The organism is Pseudoalteromonas sp. NFXS53, from assembly GCF_056629255.1.
The window spans coordinates 141623-165732 of record NZ_JBWVBR010000007.1; the positions used below are offsets into that span (position 1 = coordinate 141623).

The window sequence follows — 24110 nt, forward strand, 5'->3', positions numbered from 1 at the left end:
AGAAATTTCCATAAAAAAGCCAGGCGATAAAGCCTGGCCTAAATTATAAAACCAAATTATGGGCGAGGTATGAAACCTACCGCATCATAAACCGCTTTTAGCGTTTTCTCAGCACGAGCACCTGCTTTTTCAGCACCATTACGCATGATGTTATCTAACAGCGTTTGATCTTCACGAATTTCTTTGAAACGCGCTTGAATTGGTTCGATCATATTCACCACCGCCGCAGCAGTATCTTTCTTCAAATGACCATACATTTTGTCAGCATATTCTGGCACTAAGTCTTCTACTGAGCGCTTAGTCGCCACTGACAATAAAGTAAGAAGGTTTGATACACCCGGCTTTTCATCGCGGTCGAAGTAAATACGTGCTTGCTCATCTGAATCAGTGACGGCTTTTTTCAGCTTTTTCTCGATTTTCTTTGGCTCGTCTAACAGCATAATGTAAGCATTTGGGTTTTCATCCGACTTAGACATTTTCTTCAGTGGATCTTGCAAGCTCATCACGCGCGCGCCAAGTTCTGGAATATAAGGTTCTGGTACTTTGAAAACATCACCATATAGGTTATTGAAGCGTGCTGCGATATCACGAGTTAACTCAAGGTGTTGCTTTTGATCTTCACCGACTGGTACTTGGTCTGCTTGATATAATAAGATATCTGCAGCTTGTAACACTGGGTATGAGAATAGACCCACATTCACATTGTTCGAATGCTTTGAAGACTTATCTTTAAACTGCGTCATGCGGTTTAGTTCGCCCATTTGCGCGTAACAGTTAAGTACCCATGACAACTGTGCATGTTCAGGCACTTGAGACTGTACGAACAGTGCTGACTTTTCAGGGTCAATACCACAAGCAGCGTACAATGCAACGCCATCTAACACGCGCTCGCGTAGCATTTTAGGATCTTGGCGAACAGTGATCGCGTGTAAATCTACTAGCATAAAGAAACAATCATGATCTTGTTGTAACTTAAGCCACTGGTTTATGGCGCCTACATAATTGCCTATCGTCATACCACCGGTTGGCTGAATGCCACTTAACACTACTGGTTTAGTCATGTTGTTCCTTTATTAAATTTACTGATTTATTGCTGATTAATGATTGGGATTATATCTAAGAACCCGTCGCATAGGTACTCGGGTTCAAGCTCTTTTAAGTTGAATCCTTGATTGTAACCATAAGTCAACGCGAGTACATCAATTTCTGCGCTTTTAGCCGCGATAATATCGCTTTTTGAGTCTCCAATCATGATTGCCTTTTCTGGCGAAATATTAAGTGCCTCACAGGCTTTTAAAAGTGGCGAAGGTGACGGCTTTTTCTCACCATCATCACCACACACTAATACTTTAAAATGTGACGTTAGGTTTAACTTTTCTAAAAGTTGCTCGGTAAAAACGCGATCTTTATTAGTCACAATGGCTTTTGGTAAATGCGCTGTTGCTGCTAAGCCTGTTTCAACATGTTGATAAAGCGAAACATAGTCACCCGCTAGTTGCTGGTAATGGCTTTTGAATCTCGCGACCGAATCGGTAACTAAGCGTGGAGGTAATTCTGGATTTACTTCCATGTCACCGCTCAATGCTCGCTTCACGAGCATTTCAATACCATTACCGACCCAAGTGGTTACTTGCGCATAACTTACGATTGGAAACGCCACTTCAGTCAAGGTTAAATTCAGCGCCATATACATATCTTGGGCGCTGTCGACTAAAGTGCCATCTAAATCAAATAGCACACCTTGATATTTCATCGTGAAACCTTCGCTAGCTCTTCACGCATTTGCGTAATGACTTGCGCATAATCAGGTTGATTAAAAATAGCTGAGCCAGCGACAAACATATCTGCACCCGCAGCAGCAATTTCTGCGATATTTTCAACTTTCACACCACCGTCTATTTCTAAACGAATATTACGACCCGATGCGTCAATACGCTCACGAACTTGTTTTAGTTTGTCTAAAGTCTGAGGAATGAAGCTTTGCCCGCCAAACCCTGGATTCACCGACATCAATAAAATGACATCCAATTTATCCATCACATAATCAAGATAATGTAATGGAGTGGCAGGGTTAAATACTAAACCCGCCTGACAGCCATGCTCTTTGATCAATGAAATGGTTCTATCAATGTGCTCGCTGGTTTCTGGATGAAAAGTGATGATACTCGCGCCCGCTTTAGCAAACTCTGGAATGAGTGCATCAACCGGCTTTACCATTAAATGCACATCAATCGGTGCCTCAATACCATAATCACGTAATGCCTTACAGACCATAGGACCAAATGTAAGGTTTGGTACATAATGATTGTCCATCACATCAAAATGTACGACATCAGCGCCTGATTTTATGACACGCTCAACGTCTTCGCCGAGTCTTGCGAAATCAGCAGATAAAATAGAAGGAGCAATAAGGTATTGAGGTTGTTTTTGCACGGTAAACTCTCTTTAAATGATACATCGGTTGTCAGCGTTACTTTACCGCAATTCATGCCTTGTACCCAAGTTTTATTCTACTCCTTCCTACATGGAAAATAGACTAAAAACTCCAATCATATTACTTCTCTTTATGGCGATTAACGCACAAATTTTTACGTTATCTATGTTTGTTTTCTGAACAGTAGCGGTGTATTATATTGAGATAACTGTTGGGTGGAGTTACACATGTTTAGTCGGCTTAAAACACGGATGCTTGCGGTGACAGCTGTTGTTACATTATCAGCGGGAGTTTACTCTGTTGATTACAGTGAAGAAGTTGCCAGTAGCACATGTTCATGTAGTACAAATACAATTCAAGTTAATAGCAATTTGCTTGAACAATGCAAACTTGAAGCACATACAAGCTGGTACGCTTGGTTAACAGGCGAGAGTAGCAGTGCGCAGTTTCATTATTTAGATTTACTTGAGTTACTTTTAGGGTCTGATGAAACCGAAAGTAACACTGAAAGTTTCACTTCACACTTTTAATTAAAATGCAGCTGCTAAGCATGATCCAAAGTGTTTTAGCAGCTATGTTTGGTGTCCAGAGCCAAGACAAGCGTCATCAAGACTTTTCAAACAAGCACCTCTTTATCTCATTCATACTGATTTCAATTGTATTTGTATTTCTTTTAGTGCTTTTACTTGTTTGGCTGGTAGGTATTATCACCAACTAAATATTTAATATTTTTTTATAGATGAGCGAAGGTGATTTTCTCAGAGTTGAAATTTGAATTCAGCCAGTACCTCGCGTCCTCAAAGTAATTTCGCATGGTTGAACATTGTTCTAAATTTTACGCTTTATACAACGCCATGACTTCTTCAATCTTGCTACGAACACTACCTTTGCAGCTTATATTACGTTGAACCTGCAAGGTACTTATTTTATCAGCACTTCGGTAAAGCTGTTTTGTAAAATCAACATAATGGTTTGAAATAAGTGTCGATACGCCTCGCTGTTTAGCTACAATGGCACATTCAACTAAACGAGTTTGATCTTCGTCCGTAAATTTATTACCGGCATAAGCCGTAAAACTTGAAGTGCGATTTATAGGAGAATAAGGTGGATCGCAATAAACGACGTCGTGTTTATTCGCTCTGCTAAAAGCATGCTCAAAATCATTACATACAAATGTCGCGCGCTTAGCCACATTAGCAAATTGCAGTAGCTCTTCTCGCGGGTAATAAGGATGCTTGTAACGACCAAACGGTACATTAAAGCCACCTTTTTGATTGTAACGACATAGGCCGTTGTAACCATGGCGATTAAGATAAATGAACAACAATGAACGCTTGTATGGATCTAAGGTATCGTTAAACTCTTCTCGTAGCTGATAATAGCGGGCTTCTTCGTTATGATCACCAATAAACAAATACTCGGCTTCGCGAATAAATTCTTTTGGTGAGTCTTTAAGAATATTAAATAGGTTAATTAGGTCTTTATTTACATCAAGTAGCAAATATTCTTCAAACTCAATATTTAAAAACACAGAGCCACCACCGACAAAAGGTTCAATTAAACGCTGTTTACCCTTTAAAGGTAAATTCGCTTTAATTTCTTCTATTATCCGCTTTTTTCCGCCCGCCCACTTCAATGGAGAACGACGATTAATGACCGATGAGCCGTTTGCCACTTTAGACCCTTACATTCTTTTTATTCTTTGCATACACAGCGCCACTAGTAGAAAACGACAGCTTAAAACATTCACAGCGATGCGACACTGTAAATAAAGTAACGTCATATTTAACCACAGATAGCGACATAAAAACCATTTTTGTTGTGATGCATTTAAAGTTGGGCGATTCTACACTAATTCACGCTAATTACCGAGCAACAAGCTGAATTTCCTGCTTGATACGCTCGAATTTTTTAAAAAAAGGCTGCCCTGCCAGTACATTTTCAGGCAACTGCTGACGCGCATTTCTTGCTTCATCAATATTTGCAAACGGCGCTTGAATAACAACCCACCAAGGCGTACTGTTTCTCACTGTTTGATAGACATACACGTCTTTTAACTCATTTGTTAAAACAAAGCTATTTGCTATCGCTTTGTCTTTCACTGCAAGTAACTGAATAGCCCATACGCTGTCATTTTGCGTCAGTAACCATTCTGTTGGAGATAAATCCAATTCGTGTTTTGTTGCTTCCACCGCTTCTTTTACAGGCTCTGATTTAAGAGTCAACTGTGTCGATTCAGAGGCGGCTACACCTTGCTCAACGTCATTACTTACTGAAGTTACTGTCTCGGCAGCCATGTCAGCTTCTCCACTTTTAACTGACTGTGAGCTATTTTGTGGTCTAACAACCTCAGCATCTTTACTTGCTCTTGGAGTTTCAAGCGCAGTTAAAACGGCAGAGACGGTATCTGAAGTTGAACCTTTAGATACTGCTACTAAAGTTTCTTTCGGCACTTCATCCATAGCTTCGTTAGCTTGTATCGCTGGCTGAGCTGCTATAGTGCCTTGTTGCTGCAATGACTTATCCGTTTGTGTTTCTGTACTATCTAGATTTAACACCTGCTCTGCAGGTATCACAGTTGCTAGAGGTTCAGCATCATCCACTTGACCACTAAAATAGAACTGAATTTGCTTATGATACATAAATGCGACAAGCAACAAAGCCAACAGCACTGTCAAAGCAGTTAAATGCCAACGATAACTCTTTTTAGGTTGCTGTGTTCTCAACTGGCTCTGTTGCGATACCTGCCAATTCAGCAGTAACGCAGGGTTGCCATGAGACTCTTGCAAAAACGCCTGAAAAATAGGGTCTTCTTCCATTGGCAAGTCTTTGAAGAACATCGCCATCAGTTGTTTAGACTCAGACAGTGACAAACGTTCTAAGTGAATATCGAGTGCACTAGGCAACATTCTAGGCGCTTGTGCTGTTACCAAAATAAACAGCTCAACAGGGCTTTTTGCTGACAATATTCTCAACTGTTCAATGATTTCATCTGAAAGATGCCTTGCACCATCCAATACCCAAAAACAAGGGCCACACGGCTGTGTTTGATAAAGTTGAAAAAAGTTGTCAGAAAGCGTTTGTGTTTGGTCGACCAACGGCGCTCTAAAGCTATTTTGTAGCAGCTGAGTCATCAACTCAGTATCTTTCATCTGTGCCGTTACTTGAATATAGGCTTTATTAAATTCAGGATACTTTTCAGTGATTAAGGTCTCTGCTAAATAGCTTTTTCCTAACCCTGAAGGACCAACCAAAGCAATGAGATTTTGCCCATATTCGAATTGCATCGCAATTCGATCAACCAAGGCAGCTCGACTCGGCAATATTTGCGATTGCATTAGCGCCCTATTAGCTGACTCACGGCTTCATCAGACACATCATCAACGAGTGCACATTGCCCTAGTTGTGTAGGGACAATGAATCTGATCTTGCCTTGTTGGTTCTTTTTATCTTTGCGCATATGACCAATAAACTGCTCGCTAGTCATGGTTTCTGGGGCACTCACTGGTAGGTTATAACTTGCAATCAGCGCTTCAACTCGAGCAACTTCAGAGTCAGTAACAGAACCTCGCATGTTCGCAAGCTTCATTGCTAACATCATCCCCGCAGCAACCGCTTCACCATGTAACCAGTTTCCATAGCCCATTTGTGCTTCAATGGCATGACCAAATGTGTGGCCTAAATTAAGAAGTGCTCTCAAGCCTGCTTCTTTCTCGTCTTGAGAAACAATTTCGGCTTTGATTTCACAACAACGATAAATCACCTTTTGCAGTACATCGTTTTGTAAATTACTTAAGGCTTCATGTTGCTCTTCTAAAAAGCTCAGAAGTGCTAGGTCGTAAATTAAGCCATATTTGATAACTTCAGCCATGCCCGCTGCGAACTCTCTACTAGGTAAAGTTTTCAAGCTGTTGATATCGATAAAAACTGCTTTTGGCTGATAAAAGGCCCCAATCATGTTTTTACCTAGCGGGTGGTTCACTGCTGTTTTTCCACCGACGGATGAATCAACTTGTGATAGCAAAGTCGTTGGAATTTGAATAAATGGTACACCGCGTTGGTAGCACGCCGCCACAAACCCTGTTAAATCTCCAATTACCCCACCGCCAAGCGCGATTAAACAGGTATCTCGTCCACAATTGTGCTCAAGTAAAAATGCTGAAACTTTTTCAAACCACTCTAGGGTCTTAAATTGCTCACCATCAGGGAGAATAAAATGCAGAGGATCTAACCCGTTGAGTTGGGTTAATAGTGGGTCTAAATATAGAGGGGCAACCGTTTCGTTGCTGATGATCACTGGGCGAAATTTACCTATGTGTGATAATAATCGCCCACTGTCGGTGAGAAGGTTTTCACCAATATAAATGGGGTAGCTACGCTCGTTTAAATCTACATTAAGTTCAAGCATCGGCTACTCCTTTTATAGTTTAGAAATCTAACTTCTCAATAATTTGATTTGCTACTACTTTTGCGCTTTGCTCATCAGTGCGAACAACAAAATCAGCAACTTCTTGGTATAAAGGCTCACGCTCTTCAGCTAAGCGCTCTAGTACATCACGCGGCGCTTCTTCAGTCTGCAGAAGTGGGCGACGCTTATCTCTTTGAGTGCGAGCAACTTGTTTTTCAATTGGTGTTTCTAGGTAAACAACAATGCCACGCGCTGACAGTTTGTTACGAACTTCTTTGCTCATAACTGAACCACCGCCAGTAGCTAATACAATACCTTGCATCTCAGTTAGGTCAGAGATCACGCCCTCTTCACGACGGCGGAAACCTTCCTCACCTTCAAGATCAAACACCCACGCAATATCTGCGCCAGTACGACGTTCGATTTCTTGATCTGAGTCGAAGAATTCAAGGTGTAATTGGTCTGCCAAATGACGACCAATTGTGCTTTTACCAGCCCCCATTGGGCCTACTAGAAATATATTACGTTTCTCAGCCATATCTATTTAGTACTAACGAACTCTAAAATTTGAAAATAAACCCCGCCTCACGACCTGGCCCCAAAAATTAAGGAGGGGATTATCTCAGTAATCCGTGCGCAATTTCAAGTCAAATCATTTAATTTACCGTAAACCACGCAGAATATAATCATTAATGCGCTGTTACTGGCCATCTAACATGATTTTCGGGGTAACGAATATCAGCAATTCTCTTTTTTCATTAATGTGACGCGTGTTTCTGAATAAAGCACCTAGGTAAGGTACGTCTCCTAATAGTGGCACTTTTGTCACAGCACTGGTGATTTCTTGCTGGTAGATACCACCTAGTACGATGGTTTGACCATTTTCGACCAATACTTGCGTTTCTATTTGCTGAGTATTGATCGCCACAGCAGGACCATTAGGTGTTTGTACGTTATCACCACGGGTATCTTGAGTAATAATTAAATCCAAAATGATCTTATTATCAGGGGTAATTTGTGGCGTTACCTCTAAACTTAACACTGCTTTTTTGAAGCTTACTGAAGTTGCGCCACTTGATGCCGCCTCAACATAAGGGATCTCAGTACCTTGCTCAATACGTGCTTTTTTCTGATTAGCCGTGGTGATGCTTGGCGTAGCGATAATTTCGCCTTTGTTTTCTTGCTCTAACGCAGAAAGCTCTAAGTCAATTAGCGTACCATCCGCTAATTTAGCAAGATGGACCCCTATGCTGCCAGCTGGGTTAGTGACCGGTAAATTGACATTTAAACGGTCTGTAAAGGCAGGAATAACACCGCCTGATAATTGGTCAGCACTAGACAGCTTACCAGAGATTGCATCTGACCCTTGTTGGTCACTAAAGCCCCAACGAATACCTAGGTCATCTGAAACGTTATCGCTCACCGTTACCATACGAGATTCAATGCGAACTTGCTTAACCGGTACATCAAGTGTTTCGACCATACGACGCACATTTTCAATACTTTTCGCAGTATCTTTGATGATCAAAGTATTGGTTCTAACATCCACAGAGACATTACCGCGATTACTGATAATGCTGTTAATTTCTGTTTTTAGTAAGTCTGCAAACTCTTCCGCTTTGGCATAGTTTAATTGCATATACTCGCTATATAGTGGCTCTAACTCTTCAACCTGACGCATTGCTTGCAATTCTTTCGCTTCCCTTGCGGCAAGTTCCTCTGCAGGCGCGACCATTAAAATTGAGCCTTCGGTACGCTTATCTAACCCTTTGACGCGCAGTACAACATCTAGCGCTTGATCCCATGGCGTACCTTCTAAACGCAAAGTGATATTGCCCGATACTGAGTCACTGGTTACCAAATTGAAATTGTTGGTGTCGGCAATAATCTGCAATACCGAGCGGATTGGAATATCTTGGAAGTTTAAGGTAATTGGCTCACCTTGATATACTTTTTCTTCACCAAACTTTTTAGTCTTATTATCTTTTTCGATAGTCAGTGTGAAGATATTGTCGAGTTGCTCATACTTAAACGCAAATGCGCTGTTTGGCTCAATCACCAAACGGCTTTTATTACCTTCTGAAAAGGTCTCGATTTTACTGACCACAGTACCAAAATCAACCACATCTAATTCATAAAGTAACTCGTCTAAAATGTCGATATGATGGAAGTCCGCAATGATTTTTCCACCACGCTCCTGCACATCTATCGCTGCTTGTGATGTTTCTAGAAACACTAATACTTTCGCTTCGCCTTTTTCACCACGGCGGAAGTCAATTGATTGAATACGATTTATGTGATGAGTGAGCTGACCTGTACCTTGCTCTGAAGACTCTGAAGACTCTGAAACGTCATAAATTGGATTTTCAGAAATTTGCAGGTATACCAAATTGTTTTTAACTTCCGTTTTATAAAGCTTCAGTTGATCCATTTCGATAGTAACAATAAACCCATCTTTGACCATAGTGCTTTGGATCTGCTTAATTCCCGCTTTATTTACCTTCAGTTGCTGCAAGCTCTCTTCAAACTCAGCGCCCGAGAAGAACAATTCTAAACGTGCAGGATCATTCAGCACAGAGACTTTGGGTTCCAAATTTAATTGCTCATCAAACACCAACTGCAATTCTGTTTCTGAATTAGAAATGGGGTTATAGCGCACATCATATAACATGGGTAAGGCATTAACTGAGCCAGATAACACAAGTAAAAGGCTTGAGAAAATGGTAGTTTTAAGCAAATTCGCAACCATGCGAGTCATAGTAGTGTACCTTTATTGTTATTCGCTTGCTGAAAGTTGAGTCGATTCAATAATCTCAACTTTAGTTAATCGTTCTTTCCAACAACCTGTTCCATCGGGGATCAGCTCTAATAATTCTACATGGTCATCATATATACCAACTACTTCACCATGATACAGACCCATGTATTCCCCCTGCTTCACTCGGAAAAGGCCCTGATCAGCAGCTCGGATCAATGCCCAAGTAACGCCAGATAACGCTATTGTGCCTTTCATCACAAGATTATCAATAGGATACTTTTCAAGAGGATCTCGAGCACGATTTTGATCTGGCTGTAAACAGTTTTTGACCTGAACTAACCTGCTTTCAATCACTTCAGGTTGAGGCGCATCAAATGGGCTACGCAGTGAACCGGCGCTATATGGAAAGTATTCAAATTCTTTCATATTAGGGATCGGCTCAACTTTCGGTGTTGCACTGGCTTGCACTTGATCAATAAATTCTTTCTGCTGCGCCGTATCATCATTGCAAGCAGCCAAAAAAATTAGGCTTAAACTGATTGCTATACTTTTAAGGTGCATCTATTTAGCTCCTTGTTCATAGCGATAAGTTCTTGCAACAACACTGAATACTAAGTCACGCTCGTTGGCTCGTTCTATTCTAAAATCATGCAAACTGACAATTCGTGGCAATTGTGCAACTTTACCAACAAACTCACCAAACTCATGGTAAGTACCGACCACCTCAAGATTAATCGGTAACTCTGTATAAAACTCTTTCTTTATCTCTGGCATCCAACCAATTTTTAAAAATGTTAAACCACTTGAAGTACCCACATAAGTCAAGTCATCTAATAAACCAGGTGTTTCGTTTGATGTAGGAAGTCGTTGCAAAAGTTGAGAGAATTGCGCTTCCATATCTTGCATTTGCTGCTTGTATAAATCTAAATTGTTCGCCCTTGCATACTTAAAACGATAAGAATTTCGTAGCTCTTGCTCTTTATTTACTGCAAAGTCATACTCATCAATTGCTGAAGATACTAAAATTGAATAGCCAATAAACAGCATGATCACAGTAACCAGAACGACACACATGGCTTTGACAGGCTTTGGCCATTCACCAATATTATCTAGTTCTATCTCATTCCAATCGATGTCTTGTAACGCTTTAAGATCAAAGTTCATCTAACCATTCCCTCACTTTTTCTCTTTGGCATCTTCAAGCTCTTGATAAGACTTGACGTAAAAGTGCATGGTAAAATCGCTCAGCAAACGATTAGTTTGTTCGCCAGCAATAATCCCCTGAATCGTAGGTTTTTCTAATAGATAAGAAGACTCAACCTGCCTTAGCATTTGTGACAGACGGTTATTAGATTCACTACGACCTACCACTTTTATCATGTTGCCATCACGCTGGAGACTGGTGAGATAAACGCCTGAAGGAACAACACGCGCCACTTCATCTATAATTTGTGTGCCAAGATTACGGTTACCTTGTAACTCTTCAATTAAGCGAATGCGACGTTGTAAATTACCCTTTTGCTTGTTTAGGTCGTTGATTTCTCGTATGCGTGTATCTAATTTTCGTATCTCAGATTGAAGGTAGTTATTTTTTATTTCTTGTCCTGTACGCAGGCTATCGTAAAAGCTACCAATTAAATACATCACAAATAAAGAAACACCCACAATACTGCCAATCAGAATTAGGAATTTTTGTTGTGAAGCTTGTCTTTGTTGCTCGCGCCAAGGTAGGAGGTTTATATGTGGCATGTGGTGAAACTCCTAAGCGCTAGACCTGTGGCAAGGGTAAACTGAGGTTTGTGCCTTAACAGTACGTTTCTGTCTACTTTAGGTGCAATTTCCATATCTGAAAACGGATCTGCAATAATCGTGTGTATCCCCAATTCATCGACCAATAGTCTATCGAGACCTTCAACCAAAGCCGTGCCACCTGATAGCACTAAATAATCGACATGGTCTTTACCACTGGTGGTCATAAACATTTGTACTGCTCGGCGGATCTGTTGTAACAAAGCAGTTTGGAATGGCGCTAGTACTTCAAAAGTATAATTTGGCGGTAAGTCCCCGGTTGTTTTTGCCAACTCGGCTTCATCGAACGTCTTGTTGTAGTAAGCAACAATACTATTGGTATATTGCTCACCACCAAAGACCTGATCTCGGGTATAAATAGTCTTGCCTGATTGAACCACGCTCATCAATGAAATCACCGCACCGATATCAACAATCGCAACGATTTTATCAAATGCATCGGAAGGAAGCTGACCATATAAAGTATCAAGTGAACGACTCAAGGCGTAACTCTCAACGTCAACCACTTTGGCTTTGTAGCCTGCCTCTTCTAATGCACTTACTCTTGCTAGTACACTCTCTGTTCTGGCTGCAGAAAGCAGTACATTCACTTTCGACGGGTCGGCTTCATTGACCGAGATCTTTTCAAAATCTAGACTAACTTCGTCTAATGGGTATGGAATTAAGCTGTCGGCCTCAATGGCAATTTGCGACTCTAGTTCAGCATCGGTTAATGAAACGTCCATAAAGATCACTTTGGTGATAACCGTTTGACCTGATACAGCAACTGCTGCGAAAGGGGCATGTTTTGGAAAGCGTTTTTTTAGTTTACTGATTGCACGACCGACCGCTTCAATATCTTGTACGGCTCTTTCAGTAATTGCACCTTTAGGGATAGGTTCAATAGCAACAGCCTCAACGCGATAACCGCTGTGAGTTTGCGAAAGCAGGACAGCTTTAACACAGTGAGAGCCTATATCTATGCCAACCATGAGTGGGGCGTGTGCTTTGAACAATTTACTTAACATACCCTGTGTATTTATCCTTTATTTTAATTTAAACAGGTTATTATTTATGAACAAAAAATACTAATCGAATTTTGTTCAAGCTATACTAGCAGCCTCTACCCACAATTGGGAGTCTAACTAGGGAATATTACGTGACTTTATTAAAAAGATTTTTACAGTTTATTATCGTCTGCGGGCTTTTAGGCGTACTCACGTTACTAGCACTATATTACTACGTAAAATCAGATATCCCTAGTGTTGAGGTACTTAAAGAAGTTCAACTTCAAACACCTATGCAAGTTTTTACCAAAGATGGAAAATTAATCAACCAATTTGGTGAAAAGCGCCGTATTCCCGTTAAGATTGACGACGTGCCTAAACCTTTACTCAATGCATTTTTAGCAACAGAAGATAATCGTTTTTATGAGCATTTTGGGATAGACCCCATCGGGATCGTCCGCTCGGCTATTGTATTGATCAGTACCGGTCAAAAGAAACAAGGTGCCAGTACTATTACTATGCAGCTGGCAAGAAACTTCTTTTTAACCCGAGAAAAGGCTTACATTCGTAAGGTAAAAGAAATCTTCATTGCGCTACACATAGAGCAATTACTTTCAAAAGATGAAATCTTAGAGCTGTATTTAAATAAGATTGAATTGGGCCACCGCTCGTTTGGCATTGGTGCGGCAGCACAGGTTTATTACGGTAAAGAGTTACATGAGCTCACATTACCCCAAATGGCCATGATCGCAGGCTTACCAAAGGCTCCTTCAGCGCTAAATCCTATCAGTAACCCAACTCGCGCCAAATCTCGCAGGAATGTTGTTTTAGGTCGAATGCTGACAGAAAAGTACATCACTCGCAGTGAATATAATGAAGCAACCCAAGCTCCTATCACTGCAAAACGCCACGGCGCTGAAATAGAGCTTTATGCACCTTATATTTCTGAAATGGTCCGTGCATATATGGTAGAACGCTATGGCGCTGACAAAGCCTACAACACTGGCTTTAGAGTTTATACAAGTGTTGAATCTGATATTCAACTTGCCGCACAGCAAGCACTCATTAACAACTTACATGATTACGACATGCGTCACGGCTATCGAGGGCCTGAAGCTGTGTTATGGCAACACGAGACAGATCCTATCCCTGCCCGTACAGAGCTACTTAAAACACTCAATAGCGTTAACGAAATTGACCCACTCGTCGCCGGCATTGTCACGCATGTTTACGAACAAAGTGCTGAGGTGCTATTAAAATCAGGTCAATCTGTAGTCATTGAATGGGATGGCCTGAAATGGGCACGCACATACATCAACGAAAAACGACAAGGTAATGCCCCTAAAAAAGCGGCCGATGTACTTTCGCCAGGTATGCAGATTTGGTTACGAGAAAATAATGGCTGGCAATTAAGTCAGTATCCACAACCATCGAGTGCCATTGTATCTTTAGATCCAAAAGATGGCCGCATCAAAGCCTTAGTCGGTGGTTATAGTTTCGCACAAAGCCAATATAACCGTGCAGTGCAAGCGAAACGTCAAGTTGGTTCAAACATTAAACCTTTTATTTATTCAGCGGCATTAGAAGACGGTTACACACTTGCTTCAATTATAAATGATGCGCCTATCAACCATTGGGATAAAAGCCTAGGTGTTGCATGGCGACCTAAAAATAGTCCTGAAGTTTATAGTGGTCCGATTCGAATTCGTCGCGCATTAGCGCAATCAAAAAACGTCGTTTCAGTTAGATTACTTAGAGGCGTTGGCTTGCATCGCTCTGCCGATCATTTGCTTAAATTTGGCTTTGCTGATGAAGACATTAACCGCAGTGAATCTTTAGCATTAGGCAGCGCCGCAATTACACCATTAGAAATGGCACGCGGTATGAGTACCTTTGCAAATGGCGGTCATCTAATCGAGCCATATTTTATCAGTGAAATAACAGACGCATACGGTAACTCGCTGGGTAAAGCTCAGCCATTAATCGCATGTGATGAAGAGCTGCGTCTCGAAAATACCATGCAATGTGCACCACAAATTATCAGTGAACAAAATGCTTTCCTCGTCTCAAGTGCATTACATAGCGCGATTTGGGGTGGCGGTAGCTGGAAACACAAAACAGGATGGGTTGGTACAGGTTGGCGAGCGCAAGCTTTAAAGCGTAGAGACTTATCAGGTAAGACAGGTACCACCAATAACTCAGTGGATACTTGGTTCACAGGTTACAACCGTAATGTATTAACCACAGTGTGGGTGGGTTTTGACGATGCAAGTAAATCTCTTGGTCGCGCAGCCTATAACAGCAATTTAGGTAAAGGCCAATCAGTTGGTGCTGAAGCTGGCGCGATTACCGCACAGCCAGCTTGGGTGCGCTTTATGAAAACGGCACTTCAAAACGAACCGCTCGCACCGATTGACCCAGCACCAGGCTTAACTTCTGTTAGAGTTGATTTAAAAACTGGCTTATTAAGTTCGAAAAACGATCATACTAGCCGTTTCGAATACTTTGAGTCTGACACTGTACCGACTAAATATGTACAGCAAGATAAGTCAAAAACCCCATTCTCTTCTGACTCTTTACCTGAACAAGATGAGCTGTTCTAACAAATCAGCTATATCTAACGGTTAAACAAAAAATGCGAAGTGTCAAAAACACTTCGCTTTTTTGATTTTAAGCAACAGTCACTCGTGGCTATTTAAGATTCTGACATAACCAGAATAAGTCTGAGTGAATACCTGCTGCAGTCACTTCTTTACCAGCGCCTGGCCCTTGAATAACCAGAGGATTCGCATCATACCATAGGGTTTTAACTACAAAGATATTATCGCCTGGTGTTAAATTGGCAATCGCAGAGCCTTGTTCAGCAAACGCAATACCCACTTTTGCGTCAACCTTGCCATCTTCAGTGATACTTAATAAACCGGTATAACGCAGTTCGCAATTATTGGCTTTCGCCTGTGCAATCTTAGTCTCATAAAACGCGTCTAGCTCGTCTTTCTTAGCAAGAAAGTCTTGCCAGCTACCTGTAGCTAAATGCTCAGGCATTAATGGTTCTAAACCAATATCATCTACATCCAGTGAAAGACCAAGCTCTCGAGCTAAGATTAACAACTTACGCTGCATGTCTCGACCTGATAAATCTTCGCGTGGATCTGGCTCGGTATAGCCCATAGCTTGCGCTTCTAGCACTAAATCTGAGAAAGCTTTGCTGCCATCATACTCGCTGCACAGCCAAGACAAAGTGCCCGAAAACACCCCTTCGACCTGAGTGATTTTATCACCACTATTTTGCAAATCAGCTAATGCAAAGTTAACTGGTAAACCCGCACCAACACTGGTGTTATAACGCCAGAGTAAATTGCGCTCTTCAAGTTGCTGACGCAAAGATAAATACCAATCTTGTTGCGCTGTGCCTGCATACTTATTAGCACTGATAAGATGACAGTCACGCTTCACGAACTCTGGATATAACAAGCTAAATGACTCACTCGCAGTGATATCAATCACCACTTTATGTTCGTAGTCGAGCTCTTCAATACGCTCTAGCACTTCATTTTGCTCGTATGCTTGCGCTTCATTTTGCCACTGCGTTTGCCAATTATCTAAATTTAAACCACTGGCTGCAAATAGCATTTGCTGCGAGCGTAATAAACCAACGACTTTTAAATCAAATTGCGCTTGTAAACGAGCAACCTGAGTTTGGCACTGCTCAAGGAAAACCTCACCGACATTACCTAGACCCGCAATGATAACAGCCAGCTCTCGACCTTTGTTAACTAGTTTGTCATGTAAAATAGCCAAAACATCGCTGTCAATCGCTTGGTCAGTTAAGAATAGTGCATAATCTTCGTCACTGTGCGCAAATCTGAGTACTACGTCTTGATCTGCTAGTACTGATTTAGCCTGCACTTCTAACGCAGCTATGTCCGCCTTTGGTGCTACCAACGCAAAGCCTTGTAAATGGCTTTCAACCAAGGTGACACGGCCTGCAAAATATTGGCTGACTTGATGTGTAAAGGCACCTGGTAACAATAAAAACTCTTCGCCATTTTGAACAAAGTGATGAATGCTATGCTGAATAAGCTGACTCACTTCACGCACTTCATTTACACCTAAACGATCAACACGCACAAGATCTAAGTTATCAAATGAAGTAATAAAACGTTTCGCCTTACTGTAACCCGCTTTGACGATTTCAGTACCTGGTGCTTCAGGATCAAAACTGCTACGAACCTGTAACTTGATGCTGGTATTTTTCAAAGGCGATAGGGTTTTAGCATGCAATACAGGGTTACCTAAACGCGCTAATAAATTTGCCTGTTCACGACATACTTTAGGGTATTTAATTGCATTGCTGACTTTACGCGGATCGGTGCTGAACACACCTTGCGTATCTGTCCAGATAGAAACTGCTTCTGCATCGCTATAATTTGCTAACAATGTTGCGCTGTAGTCGCTGCCATTGCGTCCCAACGTCACAGTATTACCTTGGTCATCTGCAGCAATAAAGCCTGTGACCACAAAGATGTGATCGTTATCTAAGGTCGCTAAGCACGCTTGCTTATTTTGCTGATGCACTAACTGACCATTATGCACTGTAAATAACGTTCTGGCATCAATCGCTTGGGCTTGTAAACCGCTTTCAGATAGGTAGTTTGCTAGAATGCGCGCAGACCATAATTCACCATGTGCTAATAGCTCAGCTTCATTTAGAGTTTTACTGTTCGCGGCTTGGGTGATAACTTGTAATTCAGTCAATAGAGTATCGGCTAGTTGGCGCTGCTTTTCACCCTGGAATAATGCATTAATCAGTTCGATTTGATGGTTCTCAACCTGCAACAAAATATCGTTAAAACTTTGCTGCTCTTGCTGCTGATAGCTTTGCCATAGTTTAACTAGGGTATTGGTGGTTTTACCTGCAGCAGAAACCACAACACAATCGCCCAACTGACACTGACCAACCACGATTTGTGCGACAGCCTGATAACGCGAGGCCGAGCTTAAGCTCGACCCGCCAAATTTATGTACTACTCTTGTCATTTTCTTTTACCAAAGTGCCGGATGGGCAGGTGTTAACTTACAGGCTTTGCTATCAGCAGACGCAGGCGCTTTACCTGGCTGTGTTTTAGAAAAAGCCGCTTCGAGGTCTGCAAGTAGGTCAGCGACTTCCTCAATTCCGACAGAAATACGGATCAAAGTATCGCCGACACCCGCTTCTAGGCGTGCTTTAGGTTCCATGCCTGCATGTGTCATGGTCGCTGGGTGACAAATTAAGCTTTCAACACCACCTAAAGACTCAGCCAACGAGAATTCTTTCACTGTTGTTAAGAATGCCGCCGCATCTTCAAGACCACCTGCGATATCAAAACTCACCATGCCACCAAACCCTAATTGCTGCTTTTTAGCCAGTTCATGTTGTGGGTGTGATTCAAGACCTGGGTAATACACTTTGCGTACGTACTCAGATTGTTCTAAGTATTTGGCGATAGCTAGGGCATTTTCTTCATGCTGTTTAAGGCGCACTTTAAGGGTTCTTAAACCACGTAATGTCAGATAGCTATCGAATGGTGCGCCAGTAATACCAATGTTATTTGCCCACCAAGCCAGCTCTTCACCTAACTCTTGGGTTTTCGCAATCACGGCCCCACCAACGACATCAGAATGGCCGTTAATGTATTTCGTGGTCGAATGCACCACAATATCAACACCAAACGAAATTGGGTTCTGTAGCGCTGGAGATAAAAACGTATTGTCAGCCCCCACTAAAGCGCCCACTGCATGGGCTGCATTCACAACCGCCTCGATGTCTGTAAGACGAAGAATTGGGTTACTCGGCGTTTCAATCCAAACCAGTTTAGGTTTGATCTCTGCAATTTGTGCAAGACTGTCAGCGCGGGTTAAATCTAAAACCTTTATTTTTAACAAGCCACGCTTTTCAAGTGAGGTGAATAAACGATAACTACCACCGTAACAATCATGCGGAATAACTAAGGTATCATCGTGATTTAAAAGTTGTGTTACTAGGTGTACCGCTGCCATACCGGTCGCTGTGATGATGCCTTTTTCTCCGCCCTCAAGCTGGGCTAGTGCTTCAGCTAGAATATCGCGATTTGGGTTACCGCTACGACCGTAATCATAATCACGCTTAGTATCGAAATCAGCGAACGAATACGTTGTTGAAAGATAAAGAGGAGGCACAACCGCACCATGATGCTTATCGGCTTCGATACCATGTCTGACTGCGACTGTTGATTTATTGCGTTGGCTCATATCACCACCTAGTATATGGATGTTTAGACGTCTAAAAGGTTAGATGATCAAATTGGAGAAGTCAAAACATTTATACTGCTAAATGGCTATTTAACTAGAATTTGACTATCTTTTTTAAACCGATAAAATTTCGCCACCTCGTTAACTAATATTGTTAATAAGACTGGGTTTTTGACCATAAATCGGTACATTAACCTTAGTTTGAGTTGGGCGTTAGTCAAACTAAGTCAATTAAAGCCGTCGCAAACGAGCGTAGTCTTATTGGCAGTAATTACTCTTAAGGCATCAGAAAAATATTATGGCTAAATGGAATGGTGAATACATTCACCCTTATGCAGAGCATGGCAAAAAATCAGAACAAGTGAAGAAGATCACCGTATCTATTCCTTTAAATGTATTAAAAGTATTGACTGATGAGCGTACTCGCCGTCAGGTGAACAACTTGCGCCATGCAACAAACAGCGAGTTACTGTGTGAAGCATTTCTGCATGCCTTTACGGGTCAACCGTTGCCGAGCGATGAAGACTTACGTAAAGACAACCCTGAGAAGATCCCTGTTGAAGTGCGTAACATTATGAAAGAGATGGGCTTAGAGATCCCAGAGATTAACGAAGAAGGTTAGTCAGCTTTCTTGTTATTACAAAGAAAACATAAAAAAACCTCGCCATTGCGAGGTTTTTTATTAATCTAGTCTTTTCTAAGATTAAGATTCAAATTGTGCCATGTAGTTTTCTGGTAAATCGATTTGCGCAACGCCAGAATCAATCGCAGCTTGTGCCACAGCTTTAGCAATGCGAGGCAATAAACGCGGATCCATTGGCTTAGGAATAATATACTCAGCACCGAACTCTAGCGACTCAACATCGGCTGCTTTAAGTACTTGCTCAGGCACAGGCTCTTTCGCAATACCACGAATAGCTTCTACCGCAGCGATCTTCATTTTATCGTTAATCGCTGTTGCACGCACATCTAGTGCACCACGGAAGATAAACGGGAAACATAAAACATTGTTCACTTGGTTTGGATAATCCGAACGACCTGTCGCCATAATTAAATCGTTACGTGCACCATGTGCAACTTCTGGATTAATTTCAGGGTCAGGGTTTGAACATGCAAACACGACTGGCTTGTCTGCCATAAGCTTTAGGTCTTCTGGAGAGAGTAAGTCAGGGCCAGATACACCCACAAACACATCTGCTTCTGCAATTACGTCTTGCAGCGTACGCTTATCAGTGTTGTTAGCAAATAGCTTTTTATATTCGTTTAAGTCATCACGACGCGTATGGATAACGCCTTTACGGTCTAGCATGTAAATGTGCTCACGCTGTGCACCACATTTAATCAGCAGCTCCATACATGCGATTGCTGCAGCACCTGCACCTAAACATACAATGATAGCGTCATGAATGTCTTTGCCTTGTACTTCCAATGCATTCAACATACCCGCAGCAGTTACAATTGCAGTACCATGCTGATCGTCGTGGAATACAGGAATATCACAACGCTCTATGAGCGCTTTTTCAATCTCAAAACACTCAGGTGCTTTAATATCTTCAAGGTTGATACCACCAAAAGTGTCTGCAATATTCGCAACCGTATTAATGAAGTCTTCAGTGGTGCGGTGCTTTACTTCAATGTCGATTGAATCTAAGCCTGCAAAACGTTTGAATAGTAGCGCTTTACCTTCCATTACTGGTTTAGAAGCAAGTGGGCCTAAGTTACCTAAACCTAAAATTGCAGTACCATTACTGATCACCGCAACCATATTGCCTTTACCTGTATATCGGTAAGCATTAGCAGGATCTGCAGCAATTTCTCGAACTGGCTCAGCCACACCTGGGCTGTAGGCCAACGCAAGATCTTTAACTGTTTCGGCTGGTTTAGTTAATTCAACACTGATTTTACCTGGAACGGGATGAGCATGGTAATGTAAAGCTTGTTCACGAAAGTCTGACATGACGCGATTTTTTCCTGCAAAAGAAGTTAAAAGTGAGAGTGAAATAATTCGCAATAACTAAAAGATACTCGCTTTCTAGATATATTCAAGCAATTTCAGGTCTATCCACTTTTTAGCGAAATTTATCTGCAAGATACCGCAATTTTGCAGATTTTATGAAACATTCTTTTAGCTTTTTTGACATTTCATTGACCTAAAAAAGGGTCAATACGTTTAATAAACCAGCAATTTATACGACTAAAAATGTCACCATGCCAACCACAGAAAGAAAACTAAACTTAGCTACATTTACTGAATTTTAGACTCTTTTAAACACATTTAGGTAACTTTAAATCTCAATCAAAACCAGTTGAAGCAACCATTTCTTTGAGAAAGCTAAAGTCAATCTCGATAAAAAGTGCAAAGTTATGCATTTAGTTATTGCGCCATTTTCTACGGCTGCGCTATGAAAAAGGTTTGATGTATCAGAAATAATTTTGCAGAAGAACGATCAGATAAGCGATGCTAAGCCAGCAGGAAATAATGAATATTCAGAGGATTAATGAGTTTTATACCAATCCTCAATAATACTCAATAATACTCAATAATACTCAATAATACTCAATCATTTTGAGGGACTAAAACTGACGCTAGCTTCATTAAAAATTTCTTATTTAGAACAACTAAAAAGCAAAATTTTCGCCTTGCCTACATGGAAGTAGGTACCTCAGCGATAGCAGGACGCGTGAGCGGTGCTATCGACCAGTTTTCCTTGCCTCAAAATAGTTCGCTTAATTAAAAGGATTGGTATTAGACATAAAAAAAGCACCCAAATGGGTGCTTTTCTCAAACAAGCGATGCTTATTTCTTGCTGCTAAGAGCACCGAAACGCTTGTTGAAGCGATCAACACGACCACCTGTATCAAGGATCTTCTGCTTACCTGTGTAGAACGGGTGACATGCAGAACATACGTCTAGGTGAATGTCTTTACATAGTGTTGAACGAGTTTCGAATTTGTTACCACATGAACAAGTTGCTGTGATTGACTCGTACTTAGGGTGGATACCTTCTTTCATAGTAAACCTCTAGGTTAGGCCGTATCGCTCTCCAAACCCGAAGTTTGGCACCATACGTAGTTATATTCAAATTAGTGGACGCGTATTTTATTGAAGTAGCCAGAGATCTACAAGCAATAATTGCACAAAAAGTAAATAAATCCCCCGTTCATTACACCTAATCCAATGAACAGCAATTTACCGAGCGTTTTTCACTGGGATTTCAAGGTCTGCTTTAGTACATTATAACCATCTACTGCCATGTTCGAACATTCATGCTATTTATTGAAGTTGCCCTAAAAGTCCCACTACATAGAACCTTTGATTATAAAATCGACCCGAATATTACAGTTCAAAAAGGCTGTCGTGTATGGGTGACTTTTGCCAATAGAAAATTGGTCGCCATGGTCGTTGACATCAAGACTCAGTCAGATGTGCCCGATAATAAAATCAAAGCCATTACCTCTGTCATTGATCAGCGCCCTATTATCAGTGATGCTTATCTTACCTTTTTGAAATTTACAGCACGTTATTATTGCCATTCGCTAGGTGAAACTATTTTTACTGCGCTACCAGCATCTCTGCGTCAAGGTGAGCATCCAGATAAAACCCAAGTGCCCGATTACACACTCACTGAGGAAGGAAAAGCATCTCTCAAGCTTCGCGCTAAAAAGCAATTAGCACTGATTGAGCATTTAAAAGGCTCGGGCGTTACGAGCCTCACTGAGTTAAAAGCATTAGGGTTTACAACACAACAAATAAAACCGCTCAAAGAGAAAGGCTTTATTATAGAAGCCATTAATCACTGTGAAGCTTGGTCGTCAAACACACTTAAGATTGCAAGCAAACCGCGTCTAAATGAAGAGCAAGCTGCAATTTGTGCCGCCGTGAATCAACAAGTGGGTTATCGTACTTTCTTAATCGAAGGCGTTACAGGCAGTGGTAAGACTGAGGTCTACTTACAATGTTTAGAAAAAGTACTTAATGCTGGTAAACAGGCATTGGTTTTAGTACCTGAAATTGGCCTAACGCCACAAACCGTCAATCGCTTCAGGCGCCGCTTTCCAAATACTCCGATTGATTTATGGCATTCAAATTTAACTGATAATGAGCGCTTACACACTTGGCGACGTGCTGAACAAGGTAGTAGCGCTTTGGTTATCGCAACTCGTTCAGGGATTTTCTTACCTCTTAAGGGGTTAGGCATGGTCGTGGTAGATGAAGAGCATGATGGGTCTTTTAAACAGCAAGATGGACTGCGTTATCACGCTCGAGACTTGGCCGTTTACCGCTGTGCGACACAGCAAATACCACTTTTATTAGGCACTGCAACCCCCGCACTCGAAACCCTACACAATGCACTCAATGACAAATACCAATTGGTGTCGCTGACTAAGCGTGCGCAAACCAAAGTTGATAACGCCTACTTGTTGGTTGATATGAAAGGCCAACCGCATCAAAATGGTTTTGCACCAACTACTTTACAGCATATTGAACGTACGCTTGCACGTGGCAAGCAAGTGATGGTGTTTTTAAACCGACGGGGTTATGCGCCTACTTTAATGTGTCATGAGTGTGGCTGGCTCAGCGAATGTCACCGCTGTAGTGCCAGTGCCACCTACCATAAAGGCATGTCACGCTTAGTGTGTCATCACTGTGGTGAGCAAAGCTATGTGCCACCCCAGTGTGTTGACTGTGGCAGTACCAATATTTTGCCAGTGGGTTTGGGCACTGAACAAGTTGAACAGTTTTTAGAAGCACAGTTTCCCGACACGCCACTGAGCCGTATAGATCGAGATTCAACCCGCCGTAAAGGCGCACTCGAAGAAGCCCTCAATGAAATTAATGAAGGTGGCGCACGTATTCTGGTTGGCACTCAAATGCTGGCGAAAGGTCACCACTTTGCCGATGTTAGCCTAGTGGTAATTTTAGATGTCGACAGTGGTTTGTATAGTAGTGACTTTAGAGCCACTGAGCATATGGCTCAATTAATCACTCAAGTCGCAGGTCGTGCTGGACGCAGTGGTGAACCCGGCACGGTATTATTACAAACTCATTATTGCGAACACCCGCTGTTACAAGATCTAGTCAATAATGGCTACGGCGACTTTGCCCGTTATGCACTCAAAGAGCGTGAAGAAGTTGCCTTACCACCATTTTCTTTCTTAGCTTTAATACGCGCCGAAGCTAACAATGCCAAATTAGTCATCGACTTTTTATCGGATCTGGTTCCTGCAAGCCCATTCTCTGGTATACAATTGCTTGGACCAATTCCCGCGCCGATGGAGCGTGTGGCAGGAAAATATCGATATCAATTACATATTCAAGCGCAGGATCGTGCAATTCTTCATAGTTACTTAACTCAGTTATTAGCCTATGTAGATAAGCATCCATTAGCAAACCGACTGCGCTGGAGTATAGACATAGATCCTATGGATACTTATTAAGTAACT

The 24110-nt window shown here is 41.7% G+C and carries 21 protein-coding genes; 5 read left to right on the top strand and 16 right to left on the bottom strand.

Translation table 11 applies throughout. The features are described 5' to 3' along the window. Positions 1 to 56: 56 nt before the first annotated feature. From trpS to rpe, 3 genes are read right to left on the bottom strand one after another with little or no spacing between them, the layout of a single operon-like run. Positions 57 to 1061 carry a tryptophan--tRNA ligase gene (trpS, locus tag AC1HJP_RS09740; protein ID WP_480361634.1) on the bottom strand — a complete coding sequence of 335 codons (1005 nt, stop codon included), beginning with the start codon at positions 1059 to 1061 and terminating at the stop codon, positions 57 to 59. Between the two features lie 26 nt (positions 1062 to 1087). After that, on the bottom strand, positions 1088 to 1753 hold the full coding sequence (locus tag AC1HJP_RS09745; protein ID WP_480361635.1) for an HAD-IA family hydrolase: 666 nt from the start codon (positions 1751 to 1753) through the stop codon (positions 1088 to 1090). After that, complete coding sequence (rpe, locus tag AC1HJP_RS09750) at positions 1750 to 2433, bottom strand: ribulose-phosphate 3-epimerase (RefSeq protein ID WP_421965366.1); 684 nt, start codon at positions 2431 to 2433, stop codon at positions 1750 to 1752. The genes AC1HJP_RS09745 and rpe overlap by 4 nt, the downstream gene beginning before the upstream one ends. A 228-nt stretch (positions 2434 to 2661) precedes the next feature. Between rpe and AC1HJP_RS09755 the strand changes: the two genes are divergently transcribed. Continuing rightward, positions 2662 to 2964 carry a hypothetical protein gene (locus AC1HJP_RS09755; protein WP_421965365.1) on the top strand — a complete coding sequence of 101 codons (303 nt, stop codon included), beginning with the start codon at positions 2662 to 2664 and terminating at the stop codon, positions 2962 to 2964. A gap of 20 nt (positions 2965 to 2984) precedes the next feature. After that, positions 2985 to 3152 carry a DUF2970 domain-containing protein gene (locus AC1HJP_RS09760; RefSeq protein ID WP_480361636.1) on the top strand — a complete coding sequence of 56 codons (168 nt, stop codon included), beginning with the start codon at positions 2985 to 2987 and terminating at the stop codon, positions 3150 to 3152. Between the two features lie 117 nt (positions 3153 to 3269). Here the strand turns inward: AC1HJP_RS09760 and AC1HJP_RS09765 are convergent, their stop codons facing one another. The 9 genes from AC1HJP_RS09765 to AC1HJP_RS09805 form a co-directional block, all read right to left on the bottom strand. Next, positions 3270 to 4109: a Dam family site-specific DNA-(adenine-N6)-methyltransferase gene (locus tag AC1HJP_RS09765; protein WP_480361637.1), complete on the bottom strand. Its 840-nt coding sequence runs from the start codon at positions 4107 to 4109 to the stop codon at positions 3270 to 3272. Positions 4110 to 4299: 190 nt separating this feature from the next. Next, a complete protein-coding gene (locus AC1HJP_RS09770) occupies positions 4300 to 5772 on the bottom strand; it encodes an AAA family ATPase (RefSeq protein ID WP_480361638.1) in 1473 nt (490 codons plus the stop codon). Next, positions 5772 to 6842, bottom strand: a complete 1071-nt coding sequence (gene aroB / locus AC1HJP_RS09775; protein ID WP_480361639.1) for a 3-dehydroquinate synthase — start codon at positions 6840 to 6842, stop codon at positions 5772 to 5774. The genes AC1HJP_RS09770 and aroB overlap by 1 nt, the downstream gene beginning before the upstream one ends. 19 nt (positions 6843 to 6861) lie before the next feature. Next, positions 6862 to 7380 carry a shikimate kinase AroK gene (aroK, locus tag AC1HJP_RS09780; RefSeq protein WP_138478285.1) on the bottom strand — a complete coding sequence of 173 codons (519 nt, stop codon included), beginning with the start codon at positions 7378 to 7380 and terminating at the stop codon, positions 6862 to 6864. Positions 7381 to 7542: 162 nt separating this feature from the next. Then, entirely contained in the window at positions 7543 to 9600 is a 2058-nt protein-coding gene (locus AC1HJP_RS09785; protein ID WP_480361640.1) for a type IV pilus secretin PilQ, read from the bottom strand. Positions 9601 to 9618: 18 nt separating this feature from the next. Next, a complete protein-coding gene (locus AC1HJP_RS09790) occupies positions 9619 to 10161 on the bottom strand; it encodes a pilus assembly protein PilP (protein ID WP_480361641.1) in 543 nt (180 codons plus the stop codon). Further along, positions 10162 to 10764: a type IV pilus inner membrane component PilO gene (locus tag AC1HJP_RS09795; protein ID WP_480361642.1), complete on the bottom strand. Its 603-nt coding sequence runs from the start codon at positions 10762 to 10764 to the stop codon at positions 10162 to 10164. It lies immediately after the preceding gene. A gap of 12 nt (positions 10765 to 10776) precedes the next feature. After that, a complete protein-coding gene (locus AC1HJP_RS09800; RefSeq protein WP_138478277.1) occupies positions 10777 to 11349 on the bottom strand; it encodes a PilN domain-containing protein in 573 nt (190 codons plus the stop codon). Next, positions 11337 to 12416: a pilus assembly protein PilM gene (locus tag AC1HJP_RS09805; RefSeq protein WP_421965357.1), complete on the bottom strand. Its 1080-nt coding sequence runs from the start codon at positions 12414 to 12416 to the stop codon at positions 11337 to 11339. Before AC1HJP_RS09805 ends, AC1HJP_RS09800 begins: the two co-directional genes overlap by 13 nt. 131 nt (positions 12417 to 12547) lie before the next feature. Here AC1HJP_RS09805 and AC1HJP_RS09810 point away from each other — a divergent pair, with 131 nt between their 5' ends. Next, entirely contained in the window at positions 12548 to 14998 is a 2451-nt protein-coding gene (locus AC1HJP_RS09810) for a penicillin-binding protein 1A (protein WP_480361643.1), read from the top strand. 88 nt (positions 14999 to 15086) lie between these two features. Here the strand turns inward: AC1HJP_RS09810 and metL are convergent, their stop codons facing one another. Together metL and metB are read right to left on the bottom strand one after the other, a co-directional pair. Then, on the bottom strand, positions 15087 to 17435 hold the full coding sequence (metL, locus tag AC1HJP_RS09815) for a bifunctional aspartate kinase/homoserine dehydrogenase II (RefSeq protein WP_480361644.1): 2349 nt from the start codon (positions 17433 to 17435) through the stop codon (positions 15087 to 15089). A 6-nt stretch (positions 17436 to 17441) separates the two neighbouring features. Then, positions 17442 to 18665 carry a cystathionine gamma-synthase gene (metB, locus tag AC1HJP_RS09820; RefSeq protein WP_480361645.1) on the bottom strand — a complete coding sequence of 408 codons (1224 nt, stop codon included), beginning with the start codon at positions 18663 to 18665 and terminating at the stop codon, positions 17442 to 17444. Between the two features lie 298 nt (positions 18666 to 18963). On the opposite strand from metB, the gene metJ reads away from it, so the two are divergent. Then, positions 18964 to 19287, top strand: a complete 324-nt coding sequence (gene metJ / locus AC1HJP_RS09825) for a met regulon transcriptional regulator MetJ (RefSeq protein ID WP_058031143.1) — start codon at positions 18964 to 18966, stop codon at positions 19285 to 19287. A gap of 81 nt (positions 19288 to 19368) precedes the next feature. Here the strand turns inward: metJ and AC1HJP_RS09830 are convergent, their stop codons facing one another. Then, positions 19369 to 20622 (bottom strand): malic enzyme-like NAD(P)-binding protein, encoded by a 1254-nt coding sequence (locus AC1HJP_RS09830; protein ID WP_480361646.1) that lies wholly within the window; start codon positions 20620 to 20622, stop codon positions 19369 to 19371. Between the two features lie 840 nt (positions 20623 to 21462). Beyond that, a complete protein-coding gene (gene rpmE, locus AC1HJP_RS09835) occupies positions 21463 to 21678 on the bottom strand; it encodes a 50S ribosomal protein L31 (RefSeq protein WP_058031145.1) in 216 nt (71 codons plus the stop codon). 254 nt (positions 21679 to 21932) lie between these two features. On the opposite strand from rpmE, the gene priA reads away from it, so the two are divergent. After that, a complete protein-coding gene (gene priA, locus AC1HJP_RS09840; RefSeq protein ID WP_480361647.1) occupies positions 21933 to 24104 on the top strand; it encodes a primosomal protein N' in 2172 nt (723 codons plus the stop codon). Positions 24105 to 24110: the final 6 nt, after the last annotated feature.